Raw genomic sequence first — 24,550 nt, 5'->3', positions numbered from 1 at the left:
ATGACCAGCACCGCAGTCAGTTCGCAGGGCACAAAGCTCGCGAAAAACACCGGCACGACGCAGGCGCCGGTGTGGTCGGCGATCAAGAACATGTCGAACCTCAACGGCTTCGCAGGTTCCGCGAGTGACATCGACGTGACGGATTTCGACAGTACGGCGAAGGAGTATCGCCAAGGTTTGCAGGACTGGGACACCGTCTCGTTCGACATCAATATCAATATGAAGGAGGCGAGCCACGCTGCTCTGCTCGCCGACAAGAAGACGGGCGTCATCGCGTCGTATCAGGCCACGCTCAGCGACGGCACGACCATCGAGTTCGAGGCCTATGTGAAGAGCTTCCCGATCACCTCGGCAGTCGACAACGTCGTGAAGGGCACGGTCGTCATCAAAATCACCGGCGACATCGAAGTCACGCCGGCAGCCGCTTAAGGGAGTGCGATGAGCCTTATCACTAAGGAGCAGTTTCTGGAGCTGGCCGAGCCGGCGACGCAGGTCGTGCCGATCGAGGGCGTCGGCGACGTGCGGATCAAGGTCATGGACGGCTTCGCGCGCGATGCCTTGCAGAAGGCTCTGCTGGATCTCGGCACGAGCGACAGCGTCTACTTCTCCGCAGTCGTCATTGCGACGGTGGTCGACGAGCAAGGCGAGCCGCTGTTCACGGCTGAAGAACTGAGCGTGTTGCGCGCCAAGGACGCGGCGTTTATCCGGAAGGTCGGCCTCGTTTGCGTGCGTGTGAACGCGCTCGGCGATGCGCAAACGAAGGAAGCGGAAAAAAACTCCGAAGCCATCCAGAGCGACTCTTCTGGCACCGCCTAGCGCTCGCGCTCGGCATGTCGGTTTCGCGCGCGCAGCGCGAGATCGACAGCGTGGAGTTCGCGCACTGGATGGCGTACTACAACATCGAGCCGTTTGGCACGCCGATCGAGAACCTTCGTATGGGGATCGTCGCGTCAACCATGGCGAACATTCATCGCGACCCGAAGCGGCCGGCCTTTGCGCCGGCCGATTTCATTCCGGGCGGACGCAAGCCAGATCCAGTGCTGTTTGACGATCCGAAAGACCAGGCTCGGTTCGTCGCGCTCTCGGTGTTCGGCGTAGACCTGTCTCAGGCAAAAGGTCGCAAGAAGTTCAAGGTCAAGCGGAGGGCGAGTGGCTAACCGCATCACGATCGAGAATCCAACCGCGCTGACTGACTATCTGGATCGGCTGGAAACCGTCGCGAGCGAAGAGGTTTTGAGGCAAGCGGCGGTCGCTGGCGCACGCGTCATTCATGCGGAGGTGAAGTTGCGCGCGCCTGTGGGGAATGCATACGAGCGCAAGGGGACGAAGCACGTTCCGGGCACGCTGAAGCGTTCGGTGCTGATCGCCTACGACGACGAGGAATCGGTCGCGGGGCACCTCGCTATCTACCTCGTCACGTGGTCGAAGGACGCGTTCTACGGGCGCTTCGTGGAATTTGGCACCTCGCGCGCGGCAGCCAAGCCGTTCCTGAGACCCGGCTACGACGCAAAGAAGCAGCAAGCGGCAGAGGCCGTGATCGAAGTGATCCAGAAGAAGGCTGAGGAGGCCGCGCGTGGCAAATGAAACCGTCGTCAAGGTAGGTGCCGACGCATCTGGCTATACCTCCGAGCTGGAGCGTGCGCGCAAGTCCGCAAACTCGTTCATCTCGACGCAATCCGAGATGGCGAAGCGCACGCAGGTCGCGCAGGATGCGATTGCCGAGGCGGCGCAAAGCGGTTCCGACGCGAGCGCGCGCGCCGTAAAGAGCTTCACGGACGCATTGCTGAAGAACGCCTCGACGGCGGGCAAGACGCGCGCTGAAGTCCTCGCGATGCGGGCGGCCAATCTCGGGCTCAGCGATTCGGTTAAGCCATATATCGACCAGATCGCGAAGGCGACCGCGCATACGCATAGCTTCAGTCTTGAGTCGTCGCAGGCGAAGCGCGAACTGCTCGTGCTTGGGCACGAGCTCTCGCAGGGCAACATCAAACAGTTCGCAGGCTCGCTGCTGGTTATGGCGGAGGCGACCGGCGCATTCAACATGCTGCTGAATCCGGTCGTGCTGGGCGTAGGTGCGCTCGTGGGCGTGCTGGCCATCGCCGCGCATTCGACCTTTTCCGCGCGCGAGCAGTTGGCGACCTACGGCGAGACTGTCGAGAAGATCTCGAAGCAGACCGGCGTGTCGACGGACGACGTCCAAAAGTTCGGCTTTGCGGCGAAGACGGTTGGCGTCGAGATGAAGGACGCCGCCGATGCGCTGTCGGACTTGACGAAGGCGCAGAACGAGGCGCAGCACGGCAATAAAGATGCTGCAGCGGCGTTCTCCGCTGTTGGGATCTCGCTGAAGACTCTAAAGACCGCGACACCCCAGGATCTTCTGGCGCGCGTGTCCGATGCATTTGCGAAAAGTGCCGACGGCGCGAGCAAGGCGGCCATCGCGAACGAGCTTTTCGGCACGGCGGGTAAAAGCCTGATTCCGCTGCTTGACCAGGGAAGTGCGAAGCTGAACGCGCTCGGCGTCACGGCTGGTGAGGTTGGCGCCGTGATGTCGAGCAGCACGATCGCGCAGCTTTCGGCGCTGCAGGAGCAGCTTGAGCTGTCGCACGCGAAAATGGACGCGCTGACGATGGCGGCCAAGACCGCGTTGCTGCCGACGATCATCAATCTGACGGACGCTTTGAGCGACAACGTCGCGCTGAAGCCGTTGCTTAACGATTTCTACTCTGGCGTAGCGCTCATCATGAAAACCGCGGCGAGCGCGGTTGCAACGCTCGTGATCGGCTTCGAACAAACGTCGGAAGTTGTCGCGACGCTGGCGACCGTCGTTGGCTATGGACTGACGGGGCAGTTCAAGCTTGCGTCTGCGGCAGCTCAGGTCGGATATGGCAACCTCAAGAAAGAGGGGCAAGGTTACGCCGACTTCATGTCGAGGTTGTGGGGCGATACCGTTCCTCACGGCGACAGTCATACGCAGGTCGGCACCGGACAGCTCTCGTTTTCGAAGGGCGACAACTCGACGAAGGCGTATCAGGAATCGCGCGCTGACACGCTGATGGATCAGGCGAAGCAGGCGCAGGCCACGCTTGAGGGCTCGCTAAGCGGGCAGGAGAAGCTGACCGGATGGGCTGCGAAGGAGGCCGAGCTTCGTGCCGAAATCGATAGCTACGCTGGCAAGACGCTGACGAAGGCGCAACAAAGCGTTGTCGCGCACCAGTCGGAATTGCTCGCGCAATACAGCCTCAACGCCTCGCTTGAAAAGCAACTCGATCTGCGCACGCGCAGCGCGAAGCTGAATCAGGAAGCCTATGAGACGAACATCAAGATCGTCGACCAGAATGATGCGCTCGCGAATCAGCACAAGATCGAGCTGGAAACGCTCGGCCTCGGGACGAAGGAGCGGCAGCGGCAAATTGAACTGCTGAATATCGAGACGGAGCGTCAGAAGGAGCTGGCCGAGTGGCAGAAAAAAGCCGTCGCCAAAAACCTTGACGGCTCGCCTCAAGACGTCGATGAGCGTGCGTCCATCAACAAGCGCTTCGACGCGCGCCGTGATGAGACCAAGTCGTATTTCGAAGCGTCCGACGTCGCCAATGGCGATTGGGTAAAGGGTGCGAAGGGCGGTCTTCAGGACATCATCGACAAGACGAGCGATCTCGCATCTGTGGCGAATAACACCGCGCAGAGCGCGATCAGCAATCTCGGCGACCAACTTACCGAGCTGGCTGTCGATGGCCGGTTCCAGATGGGCGACTTCGTAAAGAGCATCGTCGGCGGGTTCATCAAGATCACGTCAGAAGCGCTTATCGCAAAGGCGGCGCTCTCAGCGTTCAGCTTCTTCGGTGGAGATTCATCTGCCGTCAGCGTGATTGGCCACGCGACAGGCGGTCTGATCACTGGGCCAGGCACGGGCACGAGCGACAGCATTCCGGCACGCCTCAGCAATGGCGAGTTCGTTATGACTGCCGAGACGGTGAAGCGTATCGGCGCGTCGAACCTCTCCGCCATGAATAACGGTGCGAGCGTGCACGGCGTGGCGCGCTTCGCGACGGGCGGTCTGGTCGGCGCATCTTCCAGTGTCACGCCAGCAGCGCGTGGCGGCGATACGCACGTGCAGGTGGGCGTGACGTCGAGCGGCGGCGCATCGTTCGACCAGAACGACGCAAACTGGCTGCAGGCCCAGGTGCAGAAGCTGGTCGATAGCCGCATGGCCCAGAAGATGAAGGGGCAGGGTGGCTATCTCTGGCAGAACCAGTACGGGAAGGTCTGACGATGGCCGACACTTTCACCTGGGTGCCTACTGTAGCGAACACGTCGGGCACCGACACCGCGACCGTGCGCAAAGCACAGTTCGGCGATGGCTACGCGCAGCGCGCGCCCGACGGTCTGAACAATGTCGCGGCGTCGTTCGATCTGCAGTTCATCGGCGACGCCGCGAAGATCTCAGCGATCCGTGCATTCCTCATCGCGCACGGAGGCGCAACGTCTTTTCTCTGGACGCCGCCTCTCGAAGCCGCACCTCTGCTTTTCGTTTGCGAGACGTGGAGCCGCCCATCGAAAGACGGCGGCGTCTACACCATGACCGCAACGTTCGAACAAACTTTCGCTCCGTAACAACATGACCGCACTCCAAAGCGTAAATCTCGGTACGGCGCCGGCCGGTAAAGACGGCGACACCGTGCGTTCCGCAAACGTGAAGGCGAACGCGAACGTTGTAGTTCTAAGCACGCAGGCCACGCTCACCAGCTCTTCGCCGAACGCAGTCCGCGACCTGACTGCCACCGACATGGGCAAGCGCGTGAATTTCACGCCTACTGCTGCATCGACGGTGCGCTTCCCGGCTGCTAACACGACCGGTGTCGACCAGATCGTGTCGGTGCACAACCTATCTGGGAGCTACGACATCACGATGGCAGTTGCAACGGGCAGCGGCGATACGCCGCCCGGCCTCGTCGTTGTAAAGCCGGGTGAGCGGCTGACGTGGGAGACGGATGGCGTTTCGCTTTGGCGCACGATTGGGCGAAAGAAGGGGCTCGACGAAACGGTACAGGGAAAGCTGACGGTTCTTGGCGCAGCCACCTTCACCGGCGGCGTCGCTGGAAATATCGCGGCAACTGGCTCGCTCTCGGGCACTTCGCTCATCACGACCAATGCGTCGATCTCAGCAGCGGGCGCGTTCTCTGGCGTGAGCGGCGCATATTCCGGCAACGTATCGTCGGCCACGCTGAGCGTCAGCGGAGCGGCCACCCTTGGGTCGTCAAAGGTTGGCACCGCCGCCGCGTGGACGGGCGCAGTCCTCGACGTAAGCAGCAATCAGGCCGCGACCGGCGCGACGGTTGCCGCATCCTTCGGAAACGGTGTGGCCAGCGGGCCGCGCCTGCAGGTCATTCCGAATACGGGTGGGGCGTACTTCAATCCGATCGTTGGATCTGGCGACGTCCTGTTGCTTGCGACGTCCGGGGCTGGCGTCGGCGCGAATCTGTCGATTTGCCCGAACGGAACGACTGCGGGCGGCCTGCGCATCACCGCGGACGGGAATGTCTCAGTGGGGGCGGTGAACATCGCCGGGCTCTATAACGGCACGGCATCGGCGGACGGCGTTGGATTTGGCGTCGATCACGGCCTGTACGTGCAGCGCAAGCAGGCAGCGGGGATCTGGGTATCGAAGAACGGCAATGCGTCTGGCACGTGGGATTCCGGTCTCATTCAGTTCTATTGCAACGGCGCACAGATCGGCGGCATCTCGACGCCGAGCGGCACATCGGTTTCGTACAACACCACATCGGACTATCGGATCAAGACGGTCGTTGGGATGTCGCTCGATGCGCTGGAACGCGTGTGCGCAGTGCCGGTGTATCGCGGCTACTACACGGCTGACGGCGAGGGCGCCGAGCATGATCTCGCGCTCGCGCACGAAATCGCGGCGCAGTTTCCTCACGTGGTGACGGGCGAGAAGGATGCGGTTTCAATCCATCCTGTCTACCGGGACGACTGCGATCCTGCGGACGTGCAACCGGAAGACGTGCTCGAACTTCGAGAGGCGATCGTTCCGCAACAGGTGGACTATTCGCGCCTCGTGATGCCGCTGTTTGCAGCGGTGCAGAAGCTCAAGGCGATGCTCGACGCTGCCACCGCGCGCATTGAAAAGCTGGAGGCGGCTCAGTGACGATCACGGCAGACATTCAACAGCTAGAGCCGGGGCGGCTGATCGAACTTTTCGAGGTGGATTGCACTGCCATCGGCGGGGACATGATGCGCTTCCACCAGCACCTACAAGCTGGGTCGATCTGGTGGCAGGGCAATGAGTACAAGCCCTGGCCGATTCAGGCGACCGGCTTCAAGCGCACGACTGACTCTCAGCAGCCGACGCCTACGCTGACAGTGAGCGACGTCAACAGCACGATCTCCGCGCTGTGCGTGTATCTCGCTGATCTGGTGGGCGCAACGGTGCGTCGGCGGAGGACGCTCGTTAAGTATCTCGACGCGGTCAATTTCTCGGGCGGCAATCCGACGGCAGATCCGACCGAGGAAATGGCGCCTGAAATTTGGCGTGTTGAGCAGAAGAGCAACGAGCAACCCGGCCTGTCGGTCGAGTTCACGCTTGCGTCACCGCTTGACTTCGGCGGCCAGCAATTGCCGGCGCGACAGATCGTGAGCATCTGCCAGTGGAAGTATCGCGATGCGAACTGCGGATACACCGGCGTTGCGTACTTTGATGTGGATGGAAACTCGGTGACCGATCCCGCGCTTGACCGTTGCAGCATGAAAATCGCCACCGGTTGCCAATGCCGCTTTGGCGTCAACAATGAACTCCCGTTCGGCGGGTTCCTCAGCGACACACTTTCCTGAATGAATGAATCGATCAAAGCCGCGATTGCAGCGCATGCGATCGCGGAGTATCCGCGCGAGGCGGTTGGATTCGTCACGTCTGTGGCTGGCGTCGAAACGTACATGCCGTGCGCGAACTGGGCGGCCACACCGACGGAGCACTTTGTGATCGCTGCCGAGGACTACGCGCGCGCCGAGGACGCAGGAGAGATCGTCGCGCTTGTGCATTCTCACCCTGGCGCGCCAGCGCGGCCCAGCGCTGCCGACAAGGCGATGTGTGAGCAAAGCGGCATCGAACTCTGGGTGATCGTCTCGCTTGGCATGCAGGCCAACGGCTCGATCGCAGTGGATGACTGGTGCGAACTTGTCCCGAGCGGGTTCGTCGCGCCGCTCATCGGGCGGCAGTTCGCGCACGGCATTCACGACTGCTACGCCATCGTGCGCGACTGGTATCGCCTAGAGCGCGACGTCGTCCTGCGCGATTTCGAGCGGCGTGACGATTGGTGGGACGACGGTCATTCATCTCTCTATCTCGAAAACTACCGCGCCGCGGGCTTCGACGACATGGGTGCGGAGGCGGAACTCGAAATCGGCGACGTGCTGCTCATGCAGATCCGCAGCCGAAACGGGGTGCCGAATCACGCGGGCGTCTATATCGGCGATGGCCATTTCCTGCACCACATGCACGGGCGGCTCTCGGGGCGCGCCGTATGGGGCGGTATGTGGAAGCAGTGCCTGCGGACAGTGCTTCGATTCAATGGAGGGATAAGCGATGGTGCGCAAGGTTGAGATGGTTGGTCGCCGGTTTGGTCGTTTACGTGTGACGCGACAAGCACAAAACATCGGGCGTGACGTCGCATGGTCGTGTGTATGCGACTGCGGCGAAGCGCTGAATGTGCGCGGTGCTGCCCTGCGTCGTGGGAACACCAGTTCTTGTGGGTGCTTGCATCGCGAGCAGTTGATTGCGCGAAATCAGCTTGCGCTCGCGCGAACGACCAAAACTCATGGCATGTCGAGTACTCGCACTTTCAGGATTTGGGTCGGAATGCGTAGAAGGTGCGCTGATCCAAGAATCAAATGCTTTCGTAACTATGGCGGCAGAGGGGTCAGAGTTTGCGAACGGTGGGCGTCATTCGAGAATTTTCTTGCCGACATGGGTGAGGCTCCAGCCCACATGTCGATTGATCGGATTGACGTAAATGGCAACTACGAGCCCGGCAATTGCAGATGGGCTACGCCAGCAATTCAAAGTCGGAATAAGCGCGACAACTTCGTGATTGCGTTCGGCGGGACTACTCAGTGTCTGACTGATTGGGCCGCAGATATTGGCGTGAGCGTGCAAACGCTGCACAGCCGTTTGCGTGACGGCTGGTCTGTCGAGCAGGCGCTTTCTTTGCCTGTGAGAAAGGGCGTGCCACTCAAAGCCAGGGGGGCGCATGTCTGAAAAGCTTCGAACAATTCGCCTTTATGGCCCACTGTCCAAGTTCGGTCGCGTGCACCGTCTCGCAGTTAAGTCGGCCGCTGAGGCAATGCGAGCCCTGTGTGTCGTCATTCCCGGTTTTCGGCAATTTTTGGCGCGCTCGCGCGAGCGTGGTTTGACGTTCGCAGTATTCATCGGAAAGCAGAACCTCGCGCTCGACGAGCTCGAATACCCAGCTGGCGCGGACGAGATCCGCATTGCTCCCATGCTGGTCGGCAGCAAACGCGGTGGCCTCTTCCAGACGATCCTGGGCGCGGCGCTAGTTGCCGTCGGCGTGTTCACGCAAATGCCCACGCTGATAGGTCTGGGTGCGTCGATGGCGCTAGGCGGTGTTGTGCAGATGTTGAGCCCGCAGACGGCGGGGCTTGCCGGTGTCGCCGACAACGGCACTTCGTACTACTTCAACGGCCCCGTCAACAGCGCTGCGCAAGGCGAGCCCGTGCCGATTGTGTACGGGCGAATGGTGGTGGGCTCGAAGGTTATCAGCTCCGGCATCTATGCAGAGGATCAGGCCTGATATGCGAATTTCTGGGGCAAAGGGCAGTGGCAGCAGCACGTCGGCAGAGTCGCCGGATAGCCTGCATTCGATCGCCTATGCGAAGCAGCTCCACGTTGTTTCAGAAGGCCCGATCTATGGGCTAGTCAACGGGCTGCAATCAGTTCTGCTCGACGGCACGCCGATCCTGAATGGCGACGGATCGAGCAACTTCGAAAACTACTCTGTCGACACCCGCGTCGGCACGCAGGATCAGGCCTATCTCTCGGGGTTCCCGTCCGTCGAGAACGAGACCGCTGTCGGCCTGGCTCTCACGTCGGACTCGCCGTGGGTGCATCAGATCGAGAACACGCAGCTTTCCGCTGTGCGTCTCAGGTTCGGCCTGCCTCAGTTTCAGCAATCGAATGCGTCGACAGGCGACGTAACGGGTTATCGGGTCGAGTACGCGATTGATCTCGCTCCGGTGGGTGGCTCGTTTTCGCAGGTGGTGAGTGGCGCATTTGACGGCAAGACCACGTCGCTGTACGAGCGCAGTGTTCGCGTGGATCTGCCTATGTCATCGACTGGCTGGGTGGTGCGCGTTCGCCGCGTCACGCCGAATGCACATAGCTCGCTGATCGCCGACACGGTCAATATCGAGGCGATCACTGAGGTGATCGACAGCAAGCTGCGCTACCCGATGAGCGCGCTCGTCGGGATGACCTTCGATGCACGTTCGTTCAGCTCAGTGCCGACGTGCTCGTTTGACATCATGGGACGCATCATCAGCGTGCCGTCGAACTATGACCCGGTGCAGCGTACGTACTCGGGCGTGTGGGACGGCACATTCAAGCAGGCATGGACAAACTGCCCGCCGTGGGTGATGTACGACCTGGTGCTGAATGATCGCTACGGCGCAGGCAAGTTCGTTGACGCTTCGTCGCTCGACAAGTGGGCGCTGTACGAAATCGCGCAGTACTGCGATGTGATGGTTCCGGATGGCAAAGGCGGCACCGAGCCGCGCTTCACGTGCAACTGCGTGATCCAGTCGCAATCCGACGCGTTCAAGGTGCTGCAGGACATCGCAGGCATCTTCCGCGGGCAAGCATATTGGGGTGCCGGGCAAGTCCTCGTCACGGCAGACATGCCGTTTGAGGGCCCATACGTCTATACGCAGGCCAACGTCGTCGAAGGCAAGTTTTCCTATGCCGGGTCGGAGCGAAAGTCGCGTTACACGGTCGCGCAGATCAGCTGGAACGATCCGGCTAACCAGTACAAGCAGGCCGTCGAGTACGTCTCCGATGATGATGGCCTCGCGCGGTACGGCGTCGTAAAGGCGCAGATCACGGCATTCGGCACGACCTCGCAGGGGCAGGCGCATCGGCTTGGCCTTTGGACGCTGCTCACGAGCCGCTACGAAACGAACACTGTTACGTTCCAGGTCGGCCTGGACGCCCAGCTCTGCGCGCCGGGCGAAGTGATTGCGGTCGCGGATACAAACAAGGCTGGGCGGCGCATGGGCGGCCGCATTCGCTCGATGAATGGTCGGGCGGTCGTGCTCGACAAGGCGCCGGCTACGGCGGCGGGCGACAAGCTCACCGTGATCATGCCGTCGGGCATTGCGCAGTCGCGCACGGTGCAATCGCTGGACGGCAACACGATCACTGTATCGGATGCCTTCGACGACAACGCTGTTCCCAGCGCGGTCTGGATGCTGGAGAGCGCGGATCTGGTGGCGCAGTTGTTCCGTGTCACGAGCATCGAAGAAAACGACGACAACGGCCAGATCACCTACACGATCACCGCGGCACAGCATGAGCCCGGCAAGTATGCAGCGATCGATACTGGCGCGCAGATCCAGCAGCGGCCTACGACTGTCGTGCCGCCGTCGGCGCAGGTGCCACCGACGAACGTGCGCGTTTCGACGTACTCGTACACGGATCAGGGCATCGCCAAGACGAACATGGTGATCGCGTGGGACTCGGCGTCGAGCGCGGTGAATTACATCCCTGAGTGGCGCAAGGATAACGGCGATTGGGTGCCGGCGAATCAAACCGGCGGCCTGCAGGTGGAGGTGGCGGGCATCTATCAGGGTACCTATCTGGCCCGCGTGCGCGCCGAGAACGCGATGGGCGTCACGTCGATCCCGGCGTATAGCACCAACACCGTGCTCACTGGCAAGACGAGTCCGCCGCCGGCACTCGCAACGCTTACGACTACGACGCAGGTGTTCGCGATTCAGCTCGACTGGACGTTCCCGGCTGACGGTTCGGCAAACGACACACAGTATGTCGACATCTGGTACGGCAAGACGAACGACCGTAGCGCGGCGACGCGCCTGTCGCTGTATCCATATCCGCAGGCGCGCGCCGTGCTGTTGGGACTCGCTGCGGGGCAGTCATTCTTTTTCTGGGGGCGGCTCGTCGACACCTCGGGGAACATCGGCCCGTGGTATCCGGCTGGCGCGGGCGTGAATGGCCAGAGTAGCAGTGACGCCGACGAGATTCTGTCGTACCTCACCGGCCAGATCACAAAGACGCAGCTCGCTGGAGATCTTCTCGCGCCGATCAATGCGATTCCTGGTCTTCAGAAAAGCGTGCAAACGAATGCTGCCGCGATCTCAACAGAGCAGCAGGCGAGACTGGATGGTGATACAGCGCTTTCCCAGCGTATCGACACTGTTAGCGCGCAGGTGGTCGTTCCTGACATGGCTGGCGACGACGGCGGCTATGCGGGTTCGACGGAGGTCTATGCGGGCGTCTGGTCTGAGCAGTCCGCGCGCGCCGAAGGCGACATGGCGACCGCGAAGAATCTGGAGACAGTCACCGCACAAATGAGCTCGACGAAGGCAACGCTGCTTGCGGCGGTGCAAACGGAAACTCAGGCGCGCGTGGACGGCGACAGCGCGCTCGCGACGCAGATCACGACAGTGCAGGCGCAGGCGGACGCAAACACGGCTGCTGTTCAAACCGTGGCGAGTTCTTATGCAGACCTCAACGGGCGCGTCGCAGCGTCGTACCAGATCAAGACGCAGATCACGTCGAATGGCCGAACCTACATCGCAGGAATTGGTGTGGGCGTGGACAACAGCAGTGGCGTCGTCGAATCGACCGTGTTGCTTTCTGCGAGTCGCGTTGCGATTCTCGACCCGAACGGGAGTGCCGTTACGTCGCCGTTCGTCGTGCAAGGCGGGCAAGTCTTCATTTCGCAGGCGCTTATCGGAACGGGCTGGATCACGAACCTGATGATCGGCGACGTGATCCAGTCGACCGCCGTGGGCGCGAACGGTCAGCCACGCTGGAAGCTCGACAAGAACGGAACCCTGACGCTCAACGGCGCCAACGGTGGCAGCGGGTACATGACGCTGACCGACTCGACGCTGCTGGTCTACGACAACAACAACGTGCTGCGCGTGCGTTTGGGGCTTTGGTCATGAGTGCCGGACTTCAAATCTGGGACGCGAGCGGAAACATCGTTCTCGATGCAACGTATCGCATCATGCGCATCATCGGCACGCGCTCGATAGGTGGCGGGGTTGGCGGAAGTGTGGTCGATGATGCCTTCACGCAAGGCGGCTGGGTGTCGTTCCAGCCAGGTGTAATGGTCGGAGAGGGATACCTGTCCGGTGGCGTCATCGTTCCACGCTTCTCGCTCTCGGGAAACACTGTCAGCTGGTCGTACGCTGCGAAGAACAGCACACAGTACGACATTTATCAGGACGGAATCTTGTACTACGGGGCATTCTGATGACCGCTGGATTTCAGGCATGGACGGACAGCGGGCTAGTCCAGATTGATGGCATGAGGCAGACGTACGCACTGAGTCAAGTGCTGAACGTTACAACTGGCGCCGGCACGATGAACGCCGGTAGGTCGAATGCAGGCGTCCAATACACGTTCAATGCCAATGTTGCCACTTTCTCGTTTAGCGCCAGCGAGCCGCTAATCGCGCTATACAGCCCGAACGCTTACGTGGCGATCCTGAAGTGCACGAGCAGCAACGGCACATGGACGGTGCAGATCTGGTCGAGCGCAGCGGCGAGCGTTACGGTCTACATCTTCGACCAAGCTCAAGCTGCCGCGCCCAGTGGCGCAGGGTTCGGCCTTCAGGTTTTCGACGAGAGCGGAAATCTCGTCGCTGACGCGCGTCAGCGCCTCGCGCGCGTGCTCGACACGCAAAGCGGCAACATCATGGGTGCTGGGCCCGGCTGGGGGCAGTGGGCGCAGGTCGACTCTCGCGCCTATTCGTGGTCGTACTCGGGTGCTTCGAAAGTTGGCGTGGCAGCGCTCGGCACCGCATGCGTATTCAGTCCAACCGGCGGCGGCGTCAATAGCACCGGCTGGTACAACATGAGCGGCCTTCAAACGTCGGGCAATACCGTCAATTTTCTCTACCAGTACTACCAGGTGGGGAGCGCGTCGCACCCATCAAACAACGTCGCTTTCGGATCGCAGTTCGACTGGCGATTCATGGCGATCGATCTTAGCAATCTCTAAATGGAGCAGGATGCATGGCAATTCAAAAGGATTACGAAACGCCCGCCACTGGTGCAATCGCAAGCTATCACGTTGCTACGATGGTCACGCTCGACGCAATTTCGAAGGCGACGTCTGTAACTGTCCAATCGTTCCTAAGCGCAGATGCGCGCGCTGCGGGCAAGTCGCCGATGTACCAGCAGCAGATCATGATAGCGGCGCTCCCCGCCGCTGGCGTGGATGCCTTTGCGTTCGCCGATGCGCAGCTCGTGGCCGCTCCGTCGAGCGACGATGCAGCGTCGCGCAATCCGACGCGCTACACATTCGCCGGAGCGACGATCGTTGCTTAAACGGTCGCACTACAGAATGCAACGCCGCCCTTGAGGCGGCTTTTTTATTTCCGGGGGATGGATGGAAGGCCACACGCAGATCGTGCAAGCAATCGACGGATTGCGGAAGGACATCGCGCAGCGGCATAGCGAGAACGTGACGTCGCTGGAGGTCACGGAAAGAAAAGTGGACGAAGTGATACGTCGCGTCGACGACTTGCATAAGGCGTTTCCTGGTGGCGATCCGGACGGTCATCGTCGCTACCACGAGACGCTGATCGAGCGGGCTGAGGCGCGCACGAAGTTCTACAACGACCTGCGAGCGGAACTCGCGAAGAAGGGGCTGTGGGCGCTGCTTGCGCTGATCGGCATTGCAGTCTGGCAGTACTTCAAATCGAAGGTGATCGCTTGAAACCTGTTTCGTACTGGCGCAAGGCGCACCGGCGCAACTCGGTGCGCGCGCTTTTCCTGTCGATGGCCGTCTCGTTCGTTGGTGGCGTCTGGTCGGCGCTGCCCGACGCATGGGTCGATCGACTGCCGACTTGGGTCGCGCTGTCGGTTCCGTGTGTGATCAGCGCCGTTGGCCTAGCGCTGGCCTATCTGCATCAGCCGTCCTTGGAGGATTGATGGCAAATCGAGTCGGAAAGAAAAGCCTCGCGGCCGTCGTTGGCGCAGGGGCGGCAGCAATCCTGATGTCCGTGGTGCCGAAATTCGAGGGCGTCGTGACGCGCGGATACCTTGATCCCGTCGGCATTCCGACGAAGTGCATGGGCGATACGCACAACGTCGTCGTCGGTAAGCAATACAGCGAGGCCGAATGCCGCGAATCGCTCGAGTCTCAGCTGATCGCGCACGCAGAGCCAGTGCTGAAATGCACGCCGTCTCTAGCTGGTCACACATACCAGCTCGCGGCGGCGGTCAGCTTTGCCTACAACATCGGCGGCAGCGCGTACTGCGCCAGCTCGACGGCGCGCCGCTTCAATGCCGGCGACTGGCGCGGCGCATGTCGGTCAATGAACGAGTCGGACGCGGGCCGCGCGCAGTGGGTGACGTCGCGCGGGAAGGTGCTGCCCGGACTGGTGAAACGGCGCGCCGATGAGCGCGCGATTTGTGAGAGGGGGCTTTGATGCTGGCATTCCTGAAATTGACGTGGCCGTACGTGCTTGCTGCGCTGATCGGCGCATCGATCGGCTTCGGCGCAGAGCACATGATCGCTGGGCACCAACTCGCAGCCGAGCAGGCGGCGCACGCGCAGGACAACGAGAAGGCCGCGAACGACATGCTCAACGTCTCGCGCGCGGCGCTCAACGGCGAGCAACGCGCGATCGACGCGCACAACTTGGCCGCTTCGGCGGTCGCCGCGGCGGATGCCGCAATCACGCAGGAGAAGGACGCACATGAGACTGATAACCGCAACTATCGCAGTGCTCTCGCTGCTGGCACTGAGCGCGTGCGCGTCGCAGTGCGCAACTGTGCTGCAACCGGTAGCGACGCCGCCGCTGGATCTCCCGGCGCCGCCGGCTTGGGCAATGGCAGCGCCGCCGTCGCAGACCTCGACCCAGCGGTTGCAGAGCGCGTTTTCGGGGTCGCTGGAGACGACCAGCACGAAATCGATAAGGTAAAGGCGCTGCAGGCATACGTCTGCGCGGTGCGCCCGAAGACGCCAGGTTGTTCGTAGGCTGATCGTAAACACGTGTAAACTTTTGGGGCGGTTTGAGAGGGCCGCCCCAACAAAACTTAGATCCGGGGAACAAGAATGAAAAAGATGCTTTTGGCCGTCTGTTTCTTTGCGCTTGGGCTGGCCGCGTGCGGTGGTGGAGGCGGGGATAGTGGCAGCAGCAGCGCGCAACCTGCTGCGAAGTTGCTGAAGATCTCGATGTACGGCAAGCCGATTGTGTCGGCCTCGTCGACCGCGGTGGCGCATGCGCAATTCAGCCTGATCTCTGCCGCGGTGGCCGCCGATGCGCCGAACGCCGCATCGGACGCGCAGACTACCGCGAAATCGCTGACTGACGCACTCGCGGCGCGCGGCGTGCCGGCGAGCATCACGACACAGGTGATCGACGGCACGGCGCTACACCAGATCGTAACTACCGAGTACAACGGCAAGTCGCCGACGCCTGATCAGTTTAAGACCGATCCCAGCGAGATGATCGTCGTCAATTTTCAGCTTGACGACATGGTGACGCCGTCCACTGACCCGGCGCAGGAAGCGGCGATGAAACAGTTTGCGGCAGACCTATTGGTCTTCGCGCAGTGGGCTGCCGTGGCGGGCAAGTATGTTCTAGTCGTCGCGCCAATACAGACGTGTGATACGCAATACTCGGCGGCCTCCGGGTTGCAGTGGGCACTTTATGAGGCATTCGGGAACGGCGCCCCGCTGCACTTTGCTGGCGCAGTGCCTGATGGCTTTGGCTTTGACACGAATGGAAAGCCGATTCCGGACGTCGGAACCGATCTTTCGCACTATGGAGCTGACTGCCGCTCGCCGGACGCCTATCTGCAAAATGCATTGCTCGATTCCGTCGCGAAGGACATCGCGGCTATCTACAAGGAGTCGAATGGCGCAAGTGCGGCGAGCGACGCAACTCCGGTATCCACACCACCCACGGTGTCAGCGACGTCCCGTGCTCAGCAAAGACAGTTGTCCTGACAACAAAGCCAACTGCAGCGACGCCGGTTCGTGCTGTCGGTATTGAGCTAAGAATTGCAGTCTGCAGTGCTCTGGCATTTCACACTGCGCCCGCTCCACTATGCGTCTCGGCATGGCAATCGATCGGCACGTCGATCCGGCTACGCAGGTATATAAGAAGTAGATGCGAAAAAAAGCCGCTGTCTAAACTTAGGCAGCGGCAGCGCGAATACGCACCGGTCGCGCCTGGGGGGTGCGCGACCGCCAAATAATTTATCATTTTGCGGCGCCATTGACTAGTTATTCTTAGCGCATAGGCTTACTAAGCTATGGAATTCTGTCGCTTTTCTGGAGCCCCTTTAGCGACCTACGGCTGTCAATCTGATCGGTTGGATAGGTGTTGCCAAATCTCGCCACAACTACACTCTGATTGCCTCATCGGGTATTGGAGATGAGGTCTAAGATCGGTAATTCGATTGAAAGGTAATCGTATTACCTTAATATCAGGGAGCCTAAAATGAGCATCATAATTCTTAACCGACTCGACCGACAGATTCAAGCCTCCGTTTCTACTTGGGGGAGCGGCGACCCGGGTTGGTTTCCCTTGACGCCAGCAGCCGAGCCGAGCGGTAGCAATACCTGGGGACGCGACGATGACCGTGGCTTCGTAGTCAGCATCCGGGACGGCGGAAGCACGAAGGAATATTTCGTCCATTCAAATTCCACGGTCACCATTGACGAAAACGGCGTTCGCGCCGACCGTCATTTGATTCATTCGCTGACTAACCGGTGATCATTGGTTTGAAGGTGAGGACAGGCAGCCAGGCGCAGATGCTTTCCATGTCAGCGTCCATCGAGCGCGAACGGTGATCGCGGTGAGATTCCCACTTGGCAGCAAGTCGCCCTTTTTCGCCATATAAAAAAGCCGCTGTCTCTATAGAGGCAGCGGCAGCGCGAATACACCACGATTACGCTGATTGAGGAAGCGTGATCGGCGGAAAATTTATCACGACATTCCCGTGCCGTCCATGGGAACAATTTGCTTTGTTCGCATCAGCTTTTCATTCTCCCTGGGCTTCCGCTGCGCCGCTGAGTGAGGGGCAATTGCACAGATCGCTAAAGAGCCTGCATACACGGAGAGGCGAAAAAAAGCCACTGCCCAAAAAGGACAGCGGCTGCAAATGGGTTACGCCTGCTGAACGCGCACCCACCTCTCAAAATATGTGTTGTGGGCAAAGGCGTCAACCGTCCGCGACCGACCGATGTGCTATCTTGATCTTGATGCGTGCTCTGAATAGAATTCTTTTCGGTCAGAAACTTTACCAAAAACGATGGCCCACGATCATGAGCCTTCTCCGCCCATTATCTTGCTCGGTAACCCGTCTGAGGTAGATGGTTTTATCGCCGCGCAGCTTCGCACAAGTCCGGATGCGCAGCCTCCGGAACACGTAGTCGTCAATTGGATTCGCCTTCTCAAAGCGCGAGGCACTGACTTTGCTTCGCACGTTGCAGCGTGCCACTATTGGCTATACGAGCGGCGATCAGGCTACAACCACGAAACGATCTTCCTCCCGGTTCGCGGCAAGAAAGGGTGGCTTACGCCGGCCCTCAGTCGCAAACGGCCGAAGCCTAAGGCTGAGGGGTGACGTGACTTCCGTTTAGCCCCGGCAACGCATCGAGACTACATAGTGACAATGTTGGCGTGCCAGGGTAGCCGCCATCCGCACGTATATGAACGCCCCGTATAAGCAAGTGGTGCTGGGTTTGGAAAGCCGACGGAATCGACACCTTCCTGTCCATGAGCACACGGACGCTACGAGCGGAGTAGGTCATCGATGATGCGCTGACCCGCACCATAACCGCCCATTAGAGCATCCTCTTCGCATAGGAAAGGCTTACCCTGTGACTCCCCAAAACGTAACGGAGTAAACACGGATACTGCGTCGCCAGCCTTGCAGATCTTCACTACCGCGAGGTATCGCACTTGGCCCGGGGCAGCACGTCCCAGCTTCCGCTTGAAATCCGTCTCAACGGCGACTTTGACGTCGAATCCTTGGTAGTGGTAAGTGTGGTTCATGGGGGCATACCTCTGGTTTGCTTTGGCACCCACCCTAAAACGGTCTGATCTGCGGCGGCCAGGTGGCCACAGAGTAGTTCAACGATTCCACGGGTCGGAACACTTGTAGAGAGCGTTGCGATTTTAACTGGCGCAAACCATTTGCATTGGACAATCTCGTTACTAGGCTGGGCGATCGAGTGGTGCGCGACATTGGCGAGGAATACATGGTGCAACGTGTTGAATCCTCTGAACTGAAGCATGTAGGAAAGTTCGGCCGCGATGAGGGTCGTTTCCTCTTGCAGCTCACGTAGCGCCGCTTCATGAGGCGTTTCCCCACGGCGGATTCGGCCACCCGGAAGCGCCCATCGAGACCTTAACCTCGCAACCAGCAGGATACGGTTGTCCCGGACACATAAAACGGTTGCCCTCTCTTTCTTTGTTGTCTGTCCGTTCGATCGCACGGCTCGCGGCAGCCTCGATGAAAAATTGAATCATTGAAGACGTCTTTTTATCCGCGTAACCTTCCTGAAGGCTAATCAAAGGCAGCGTTCGCAGACTGCAGCCACCAAAAAATATCGGTGCATGACGAGAGAGTATAGCTATGAAAATGTCTCACAACCTGGGGCGGACTGATACGGCGGGCCCAATTTGGGGGCTCATCTTTGGCCTGCTCTTGACGGCTATCGGCGTGGGCATGTGGTTTTATGCGACCTCGTCGGTTCCGCCCGGATGGCAAGATGAATCGTTCGCGGTTGGGGCCGTGCTTGTCGGTGTGTTTGTGGTTGTCTTTGCGGGGCGAGAGCTTCTCGATAAGCACCGGTAGGTTGCACGTTCGGCCGATGGACTTTGTTGATAGACAACTCCGCGGAGATGCCAGCGTGCGCAAACTTTCTCTCTGGCAGGCGAAGTGGGGCATTCGACCTTCAGGCGCGCTGGACTCACCGGTAGTTCGATTCATGCGATACGCGCTGCGCATCTCGTGCACCGATCGATTTCGATTGAGCATTTCGAAATCTGAAACAAAGAGGCCGCTAACCTTACGGAATAGCGGCCATCAAACTCCGAAGTTGCGCCGTTTGCACGCAACCCGAGGCAAAAATATCATCTGCTTCCCTTTTCGTCTACCTTTTGACGCTCGCGGCTTCTCAGGATTTCGTCGACTGCTGCTTGGTGCCTCGACGTTAAGTCGACTGTCTAGTTGAGCCGAATTTTCTGCGGTTCATTGGACTTCCAGCACATGATTGATTGCATCGCGCAGCCGCACCAGCTGTTCGCGCGTCATGAGCGTGTCAGCGTCGTGCGGTAGATGTCAATGCTGTTGCGAGATCCGTAGCAAAGGATCTGCACTCGTCGTTTCGAAGTGGCCACGCTCACTCCTCTGGTATGCCAACTGCTTAGTGCGTCAGCCGTTGCCCGCACTCAGCTGCGCGTCTGCGAGTCACTCTTGCTGACCTTACTCATCATTCTATTGCGCTAGCACGAACGCAAGAATTCTGACGCCGGCCGGTCTGGTCGGATATACGCGAGGCGCGTCCGCGAAGCTCAGATCACCGATTATTGCAGCGCTATGCAAGAATACTGGTTGATCAGAAACGCCTTTACGCCATGCGCAAGAGTCTCGACTATGGATTGTTGCACGCTATGCACGCCTTCGTTCAGGTCGTGGAAGCGGGCAGCTTCACTGGTGCCGCAGAGCACATGGCGTTGTCGATGGGACAGGTGCGGCGGGTCGTTACGGAGCTTGAGAATCGTCTGCAAACCAAATTGCTCAAACGGACGACGCGCCGGCTCACGCTCACCAGTGCAGGAGAGCGTTATGTTAGCCAGTGCCGTACGATCCTCGCACTGGTATCAGACGCGGAAAGCGAAGCGAGCGGCGCGCGTATCCAGGCCACTGGCCGACTTCGTGTGCTATGCATGACGAGCTTCGGAGATCGTTACGTGATGCCGCTCATCACGCGTTACTGCGCGCTGAATCCGGCTGTATCCGTCGAGTACAGTGCCTCGCAATATGTACCAGATCTGCTAGCCGAGGGCCTGGATGTCAGCGTTTATCTCGCGCGACGCATGCCGGATTCGAACTTGGCTGCAGAGCGTCTGGGTGCCGTTTATAGCGTGCTGTGTGCTGCGCCCGAGTATCTGGAGAAGCACGAATCCCCGCAGTGTGTTGCAGCGCTGTCCGGCCACGCATGCCTGCGACTCGTCAACCCTTCGGCCACCCAGCACTGGGAGTTGACCGATGGGAATACGACCCACGTGTTCGAGCCCGCGGGTCAATTGAGCGCCGATCACCCCGAAGCTGTGTTACAGGCGGCGCGTGCTGGACAGGGGATCGCGATGCTACCAGGGTTTCTGGCGCTGGAAGCACTGGAGCGTGGTGAACTCGTGCGTGTGCTACCACAGTGGCGCTCGCCGGATGTCGATGTCTACGTGCTCGTCCCGTCGAGAGAATTTCTTGAGGCGAAGACCGTCGCGTGGGTGGAGCTGCTTAGAGCGGAACTGCCCATCGCACTTCAGCGCGACATCGAACGGCTTTACGCTGGCGCCAAGTCTGCCGAGCCGAAACGTCAAGCAAGGCGTGCAGCAAAGCAGCGTTGAACCTCGTATGAAGCGGGGCATTGATTTCCCCGATGATTGGAAATGAAGGCTGGCTCGCGAGCAAGTCGATGGACGAAGCGCGCAGCTTCCTAAATCTCTTCCCTGCCTCGCGGATGCACGCTGAACCCTTCCCGGCACCACTGCGGCAAGCAAAAGCAAAGGCATAGGCCGAGCAGAGAGGTAGCGGTCTAGGCGCTTTCCGTGGGGATGATGTCGCGCGCTTCGGGCTCGACGACAACATTCACGAACGGCTGAGCCATTTCAACGAGCTTCGACCTTGCCCTGCGCCCCGAGCTTTTTCCTGCGATCAACTGGCAGATGTCTGCGTGCGCTCGGTTAGCATCGAGCGCGGTGTCATAGACGCCAAAGTGACGCGCCTCGCCATCACACAATGAACGCACCTCGCTCACCTTGAGTTTTGCGATGCCGTGCAATTTTCGTGGCGTCGAGCCCTCTTTGGCGTTTGCGACTGCAGCACGCGCATGACCAGCTTGAACACTTGCGTGCTCCACTTGATGGTCAACGCGGTCGACAGATAACCCTTTATCACTGGCGTCGTCGAATGCCGTCGGCTTCAGCGCACCGGTATCCTGCTCGACATGTAACGGACTGAAAACTTGTCGTAGAACCTCTTCGGCGTCGCCAACAATACACGGTGACAATCGAGACGCGGTCAAGCCTTCGAATGCCGTCAGTCTCGGCTGCTCTCGTAAAAGCTTGACCTTTTGATTGTTTCCTGAGTTTGCCTCAAAGAAAGTGAGGCACGGATTCTCATCCGTTGCTGCATCCAGCTCTGCCATCGCTTATGCCACCAGAACGGACAAGTACTGGGTAAGCGAGTCTCGATCGAGCGAGTTCAACTTCAATCCATCGAAGAAGTTTTCACTGTCGCCGTTTGCCTTATCTCGGGCGTAGATCGAAAGCAGGGCATCGTCTTCAAATGCGATGTCGACGTATGCTTTCGCAGAATTCCAGTAAAGCCCGATCTCGCCCGAAGAAGAGATCATCGAACGTGGAACAGGAATGCCAGCGGGAAGCAGCATGGTGAATTGGATGGCATCCGCTACGCTTTCAGCGGTCGGAGCCTTGCTGCCCTCCCCATCCCATCCGTCTGCCAGAAAACTGTACCCGTTGATCTCAGAGCGTAAGGATCCAATTTTCGTTTCATTGGGCGGCAGTTCAGTAATGCCCTGTTGATGAGTACTCTGTTGAGTTAAAGCAAAGATATTCATCTCAGTGCGCGATCTGGGCGACGCAATTCTGCCGACAGCATCCGGCGACGACCATTCGGACAACTGCGTTTGCGGAGCAGCTTGCGCAAGCCCAACAAGTACGATCACAGTCGCTGTGGAGAGCATGGTCAGTTAGCCTCTTGTTCAGCAAACAATTTAATCTTTTTTTGGACTGCTGATGCGAGCATGTCACGCAAGATCTGCTTGTTGCGGTCATGCAGTTCAGCCATTACCGACGCCATCAGCTCAAGCGCTTGCTCCGATTTCCATACAGGGGCATCAAACGTGGCCTTGTGGCTTGTGACGATCGCGACCGAGCGCATTAGGGACACGGGGTCTTCGTTCACGTTTACATTCACGTTCTCTAGCAGCTTGTAACCGGCATCCTGTGCAACTTCGGCGAAGTACCCATGGTGAGAATGCCAAAGCCCATCGCAAGCCAACGCGTTTTTCGGTATGTAGGTTGAATCCGCAGAAAACAAGATGTCCCCTCTGAATTCCTTTGGATCACCTCGCCATTCAAATGCATCCGTGTACTGAAGCGCTGCAGCAGTTAACGGCCGCGCTCCGGTCAAAACGTGTGGGAGGATGATTTCTAGCCATTCCGATACTTCCGTCCAGATCTGAGCCCAACGAGTGTAGTCGTTGACAACAACCACGCAGTTTTGAGGATTGATTTGAATACTTGCCGACACAACACTGCCGGTAGCAGTTGCTCGGCTCCGCGACATAATCAATCCGACCCCAAATTGAGGGGAAGGGGGCGTGGCTACGTTACCTGGGTGGAAATTAAAGGTCAGCACCTGCGGCGTGTCAACGACCGGAAACGCCGATTGCAGGTGGTTATGATGAGCTTCGCGTAGTGACGCTATCTCCTCCTGACCGAGAAGCGATGGCCATTCCAGAACGAATGCGACGTTCTGGATTGCGTGATTCCCGCCTGCCGGGTAGAGCGCGTTCAGGTCCATTTTTTTTGTGTTGTGGCCAAGCTGTACGAAGTGTCCAGCGTCATATTCTATCTCGCCTTTCGCTGGCAAAAACGACGATTTGACGGCCATTTCAATGCCGATTCCATGTTTTCAGAAGATCGCGGTGATGATTTTGACCTACGACGCGCCGGCCGCACCGATTTGGGGCGCCGCGTTTAAGCGTTACGTGCGGCGTGGATGATGGCGCTCAGCGCCACCGCCGCAGAGGCGAAGCCTGCAGTGGGCAATGCCTGGTAGGGTTGGCGTGATGCTCAGCAAGGCCGCCGGCTCTCGCGGACTAGCGTGTCGATTTATCTCCCGCCGAGCGGCGGCCATTGCCCCTCAAATACGGCTGCTGGCGCTCTATCAGCGGGTCGGTCAAACAGGGCTCGGCATCGAGTTCGCGATTGAAGCAATCCCATACCGCATTCGGCAGCGCGCCGCCTCGAAAAATCCGCTGTTCAAAACCCTTATGTAAGTGACTGATTTTATTGAGTCGCATATGTAGGTATTTGCATGCAAATTTAGCGGAAATTCCCATCGTAACCATTTGATTAATATGGGTAATTCGTAAAAATAAGGGCTCTACCACTTCGATATGCGCCGCCAGGTCGTCACGGTGCGCGGCAATGCCGTCGAGCTGTCTAGCACGCAGTATCGGCTGGCTTCGCTGTTTTTCGCCAACGTGGGCCGCGTGCTGTCGCGTGACCATATCTACGCGATGGTCTGGGGCCGTGAGTTGCACACGCTCACGCGCACGATCGACAGCCACGTTTCGCGCCTGCGCGTGCTGCTCGACATCGAGGAACACAACGGTTTTCGCTTGCAGCCGGTTTATAAGAGCGGCTACCGGCTGCTGCGCCTGGAGGATGAGTCGCCGCTGGAGCGCAAGGCGGCTTGAGGGGGCAACGCAGGATACATCCCGTAATCAGTCGAAGTGCGAAAGACGAGGTCAAACATGGAATTCCCCATCGCGATCCATAAGGACGAGGGGAGCGTCTACGGCGTCACCGTTCCGGATATTCCGGGCGTCCACGCCTGGGGCGACACCATCGACGATGCACTCAGGAACGCCAAAGAGGCGATCACCGGTCATGTCATGACGTTGGTCGAACCCGGTGAAGTGCTCAGTTTCAAGAGTTCGCCGATTGAAAAACTGGCCACGAAGAATGAGTACGCTGGCGCCATCTGGGCATTGGTCGACGTCGACTTGACGAAGCTGGACAGCAAGCCGGAGAGGATCAACATTAGCCTGCCTCGTTTCGTCCTGCACAAGATCGACGCCTACGTGTCGCAGCGCCATGAAACGAGAAGCGGGTTCCTGGCGCGCGCCGCCCTGGAAGCGCTTGCACACGATTGACCTGCATTCGCCGCAGAGCGAAGCGAGGTGCAATCGATAAAAAAACGGCGGCACGCCAATGCGTGCCGCCGTTTTTCAATTCGTGCCGACCGTGGGCGCTCCACGCGTCGCGATCAA

The 24,550-nt window shown here is 59.4% G+C and carries 27 protein-coding genes and 1 pseudogene; 24 read left to right on the top strand and 4 right to left on the bottom strand.

All coding sequences use genetic code 11. The features are described 5' to 3' along the window. The 21 genes from BBA01S_RS14365 to BBA01S_RS46810 all read left to right on the top strand — a co-directional run bounded on the left by BBA01S_RS14365 (position 1) and on the right by BBA01S_RS46810 (position 17,009). Positions 1 to 429, top strand: coding sequence for a phage tail tube protein (locus tag BBA01S_RS14365; protein WP_027817069.1), 429 nt, complete (start codon positions 1 to 3; stop codon positions 427 to 429). A 9-nt stretch (positions 430 to 438) separates the two neighbouring features. Then, positions 439 to 816, top strand: coding sequence for a hypothetical protein (locus BBA01S_RS14360; protein ID WP_027817068.1), 378 nt, complete (start codon positions 439 to 441; stop codon positions 814 to 816). A 14-nt stretch (positions 817 to 830) separates the two neighbouring features. Next, positions 831 to 1,157, top strand: coding sequence for a phage tail assembly protein T (locus tag BBA01S_RS41250; protein ID WP_042297113.1), 327 nt, complete (start codon positions 831 to 833; stop codon positions 1,155 to 1,157). Beyond that, complete coding sequence (locus tag BBA01S_RS14350) at positions 1,150 to 1,584, top strand: HK97-gp10 family putative phage morphogenesis protein (protein WP_052391752.1); 435 nt, start codon at positions 1,150 to 1,152, stop codon at positions 1,582 to 1,584. The genes BBA01S_RS41250 and BBA01S_RS14350 overlap by 8 nt, the downstream gene beginning before the upstream one ends. After that, entirely contained in the window at positions 1,574 to 4,267 is a 2,694-nt protein-coding gene (locus tag BBA01S_RS14345) for a phage tail tape measure protein (protein ID WP_027817066.1), read from the top strand. The genes BBA01S_RS14350 and BBA01S_RS14345 overlap by 11 nt, the downstream gene beginning before the upstream one ends. Positions 4,268 to 4,269: 2 nt before the next feature. Beyond that, on the top strand, positions 4,270 to 4,611 hold the full coding sequence (locus BBA01S_RS14340; RefSeq protein WP_027817065.1) for a phage tail protein: 342 nt from the start codon (positions 4,270 to 4,272) through the stop codon (positions 4,609 to 4,611). Between the two features lie 4 nt (positions 4,612 to 4,615). Continuing rightward, positions 4,616 to 6,163: a hypothetical protein gene (locus tag BBA01S_RS14335; protein ID WP_027817064.1), complete on the top strand. Its 1,548-nt coding sequence runs from the start codon at positions 4,616 to 4,618 to the stop codon at positions 6,161 to 6,163. Next, complete coding sequence (locus BBA01S_RS14330) at positions 6,160 to 6,846, top strand: phage minor tail protein L (RefSeq protein WP_027817063.1); 687 nt, start codon at positions 6,160 to 6,162, stop codon at positions 6,844 to 6,846. The genes BBA01S_RS14335 and BBA01S_RS14330 overlap by 4 nt, the downstream gene beginning before the upstream one ends. Continuing rightward, a complete protein-coding gene (locus tag BBA01S_RS14325) occupies positions 6,847 to 7,614 on the top strand; it encodes a C40 family peptidase (RefSeq protein WP_027817062.1) in 768 nt (255 codons plus the stop codon). Then, a complete protein-coding gene (locus BBA01S_RS46815; protein ID WP_042297110.1) occupies positions 7,598 to 8,269 on the top strand; it encodes a hypothetical protein in 672 nt (223 codons plus the stop codon). The genes BBA01S_RS14325 and BBA01S_RS46815 overlap by 17 nt, the downstream gene beginning before the upstream one ends. After that, on the top strand, positions 8,262 to 8,822 hold the full coding sequence (locus tag BBA01S_RS14315) for a tail assembly protein (RefSeq protein WP_027817061.1): 561 nt from the start codon (positions 8,262 to 8,264) through the stop codon (positions 8,820 to 8,822). Before BBA01S_RS46815 ends, BBA01S_RS14315 begins: the two co-directional genes overlap by 8 nt. Position 8,823: 1 nt before the next feature. Then, a complete protein-coding gene (locus BBA01S_RS14310; protein ID WP_407668309.1) occupies positions 8,824 to 12,216 on the top strand; it encodes a host specificity protein J in 3,393 nt (1,130 codons plus the stop codon). Further along, a complete protein-coding gene (locus tag BBA01S_RS14305) occupies positions 12,213 to 12,527 on the top strand; it encodes a hypothetical protein (protein ID WP_027817059.1) in 315 nt (104 codons plus the stop codon). The genes BBA01S_RS14310 and BBA01S_RS14305 overlap by 4 nt, the downstream gene beginning before the upstream one ends. 110 nt (positions 12,528 to 12,637) lie before the next feature. Next, positions 12,638 to 13,276 (top strand): hypothetical protein, encoded by a 639-nt coding sequence (locus tag BBA01S_RS45155; protein ID WP_052391751.1) that lies wholly within the window; start codon positions 12,638 to 12,640, stop codon positions 13,274 to 13,276. Positions 13,277 to 13,290: 14 nt separating this feature from the next. Then, the gene (locus BBA01S_RS14295) at positions 13,291 to 13,605 is read left to right on the top strand and encodes a hypothetical protein (protein WP_027817058.1); all 315 of its coding nucleotides are present in this window, start codon (positions 13,291 to 13,293) and stop codon (positions 13,603 to 13,605) included. A gap of 61 nt (positions 13,606 to 13,666) precedes the next feature. Next, positions 13,667 to 13,996 (top strand): hypothetical protein, encoded by a 330-nt coding sequence (locus BBA01S_RS14290; protein ID WP_027817057.1) that lies wholly within the window; start codon positions 13,667 to 13,669, stop codon positions 13,994 to 13,996. Further along, positions 13,993 to 14,211 carry a DUF7940 domain-containing protein gene (locus tag BBA01S_RS14285; protein WP_027817056.1) on the top strand — a complete coding sequence of 73 codons (219 nt, stop codon included), beginning with the start codon at positions 13,993 to 13,995 and terminating at the stop codon, positions 14,209 to 14,211. Before BBA01S_RS14290 ends, BBA01S_RS14285 begins: the two co-directional genes overlap by 4 nt. Next, a complete protein-coding gene (locus BBA01S_RS14280) occupies positions 14,211 to 14,711 on the top strand; it encodes a lysozyme (protein WP_027817055.1) in 501 nt (166 codons plus the stop codon). The genes BBA01S_RS14285 and BBA01S_RS14280 overlap by 1 nt, the downstream gene beginning before the upstream one ends. Then, complete coding sequence (locus BBA01S_RS41235) at positions 14,711 to 15,262, top strand: lysis system i-spanin subunit Rz (RefSeq protein WP_042297106.1); 552 nt, start codon at positions 14,711 to 14,713, stop codon at positions 15,260 to 15,262. Before BBA01S_RS14280 ends, BBA01S_RS41235 begins: the two co-directional genes overlap by 1 nt. A 78-nt stretch (positions 15,263 to 15,340) precedes the next feature. Then, positions 15,341 to 16,237, top strand: a complete 897-nt coding sequence (locus tag BBA01S_RS14270) for a hypothetical protein (protein WP_027817053.1) — start codon at positions 15,341 to 15,343, stop codon at positions 16,235 to 16,237. 496 nt (positions 16,238 to 16,733) lie between these two features. After that, positions 16,734 to 17,009, top strand: coding sequence for a hypothetical protein (locus BBA01S_RS46810; protein WP_156965945.1), 276 nt, complete (start codon positions 16,734 to 16,736; stop codon positions 17,007 to 17,009). A gap of 1,280 nt (positions 17,010 to 18,289) precedes the next feature. Here BBA01S_RS46810 and BBA01S_RS45860 read toward each other — a convergent pair. Then, entirely contained in the window at positions 18,290 to 18,736 is a 447-nt protein-coding gene (locus BBA01S_RS45860; RefSeq protein ID WP_084162151.1) for an NUDIX hydrolase, read from the bottom strand. A gap of 1,144 nt (positions 18,737 to 19,880) precedes the next feature. On the opposite strand from BBA01S_RS45860, the gene BBA01S_RS14250 reads away from it, so the two are divergent. Next, positions 19,881 to 20,873 carry a LysR family transcriptional regulator gene (locus BBA01S_RS14250; RefSeq protein ID WP_027817050.1) on the top strand — a complete coding sequence of 331 codons (993 nt, stop codon included), beginning with the start codon at positions 19,881 to 19,883 and terminating at the stop codon, positions 20,871 to 20,873. Between the two features lie 188 nt (positions 20,874 to 21,061). Here the strand turns inward: BBA01S_RS14250 and BBA01S_RS41230 are convergent, their stop codons facing one another. From BBA01S_RS41230 to BBA01S_RS14235, 3 genes are read right to left on the bottom strand one after another with little or no spacing between them, the layout of a single operon-like run. Continuing rightward, the gene (locus BBA01S_RS41230) at positions 21,062 to 21,673 is read right to left on the bottom strand and encodes a hypothetical protein (RefSeq protein WP_042297103.1); all 612 of its coding nucleotides are present in this window, start codon (positions 21,671 to 21,673) and stop codon (positions 21,062 to 21,064) included. A 3-nt stretch (positions 21,674 to 21,676) separates the two neighbouring features. After that, on the bottom strand, positions 21,677 to 22,231 hold the full coding sequence (locus tag BBA01S_RS14240; RefSeq protein WP_156965944.1) for a hypothetical protein: 555 nt from the start codon (positions 22,229 to 22,231) through the stop codon (positions 21,677 to 21,679). A 2-nt stretch (positions 22,232 to 22,233) separates the two neighbouring features. Further along, the gene (locus BBA01S_RS14235) at positions 22,234 to 23,163 is read right to left on the bottom strand and encodes a TIGR04255 family protein (protein ID WP_027817047.1); all 930 of its coding nucleotides are present in this window, start codon (positions 23,161 to 23,163) and stop codon (positions 22,234 to 22,236) included. Positions 23,164 to 23,653: 490 nt separating this feature from the next. Here BBA01S_RS14235 and BBA01S_RS41225 point away from each other — a divergent pair. Both BBA01S_RS41225 and BBA01S_RS14215 read left to right on the top strand, forming a co-directional pair. Then, positions 23,654 to 23,974: pseudogene (locus BBA01S_RS41225) on the top strand (winged helix-turn-helix domain-containing protein); the annotation flags it as partial. Positions 23,975 to 24,031: 57 nt separating this feature from the next. Further along, positions 24,032 to 24,433 (top strand): type II toxin-antitoxin system HicB family antitoxin, encoded by a 402-nt coding sequence (locus tag BBA01S_RS14215; RefSeq protein ID WP_027817045.1) that lies wholly within the window; start codon positions 24,032 to 24,034, stop codon positions 24,431 to 24,433. The last annotated feature ends 117 nt before the right edge of the window (positions 24,434 to 24,550 follow it).

The sequence above is a fragment of the Paraburkholderia bannensis NBRC 103871 genome, assembly GCF_000685015.1.
Classification (GTDB): Bacteria; Pseudomonadota; Gammaproteobacteria; order Burkholderiales; family Burkholderiaceae; genus Paraburkholderia; species Paraburkholderia bannensis.
Note: the sequence above shows the minus strand (reverse complement) of the source record. Positions and strands in the feature narration are given on the sequence as shown.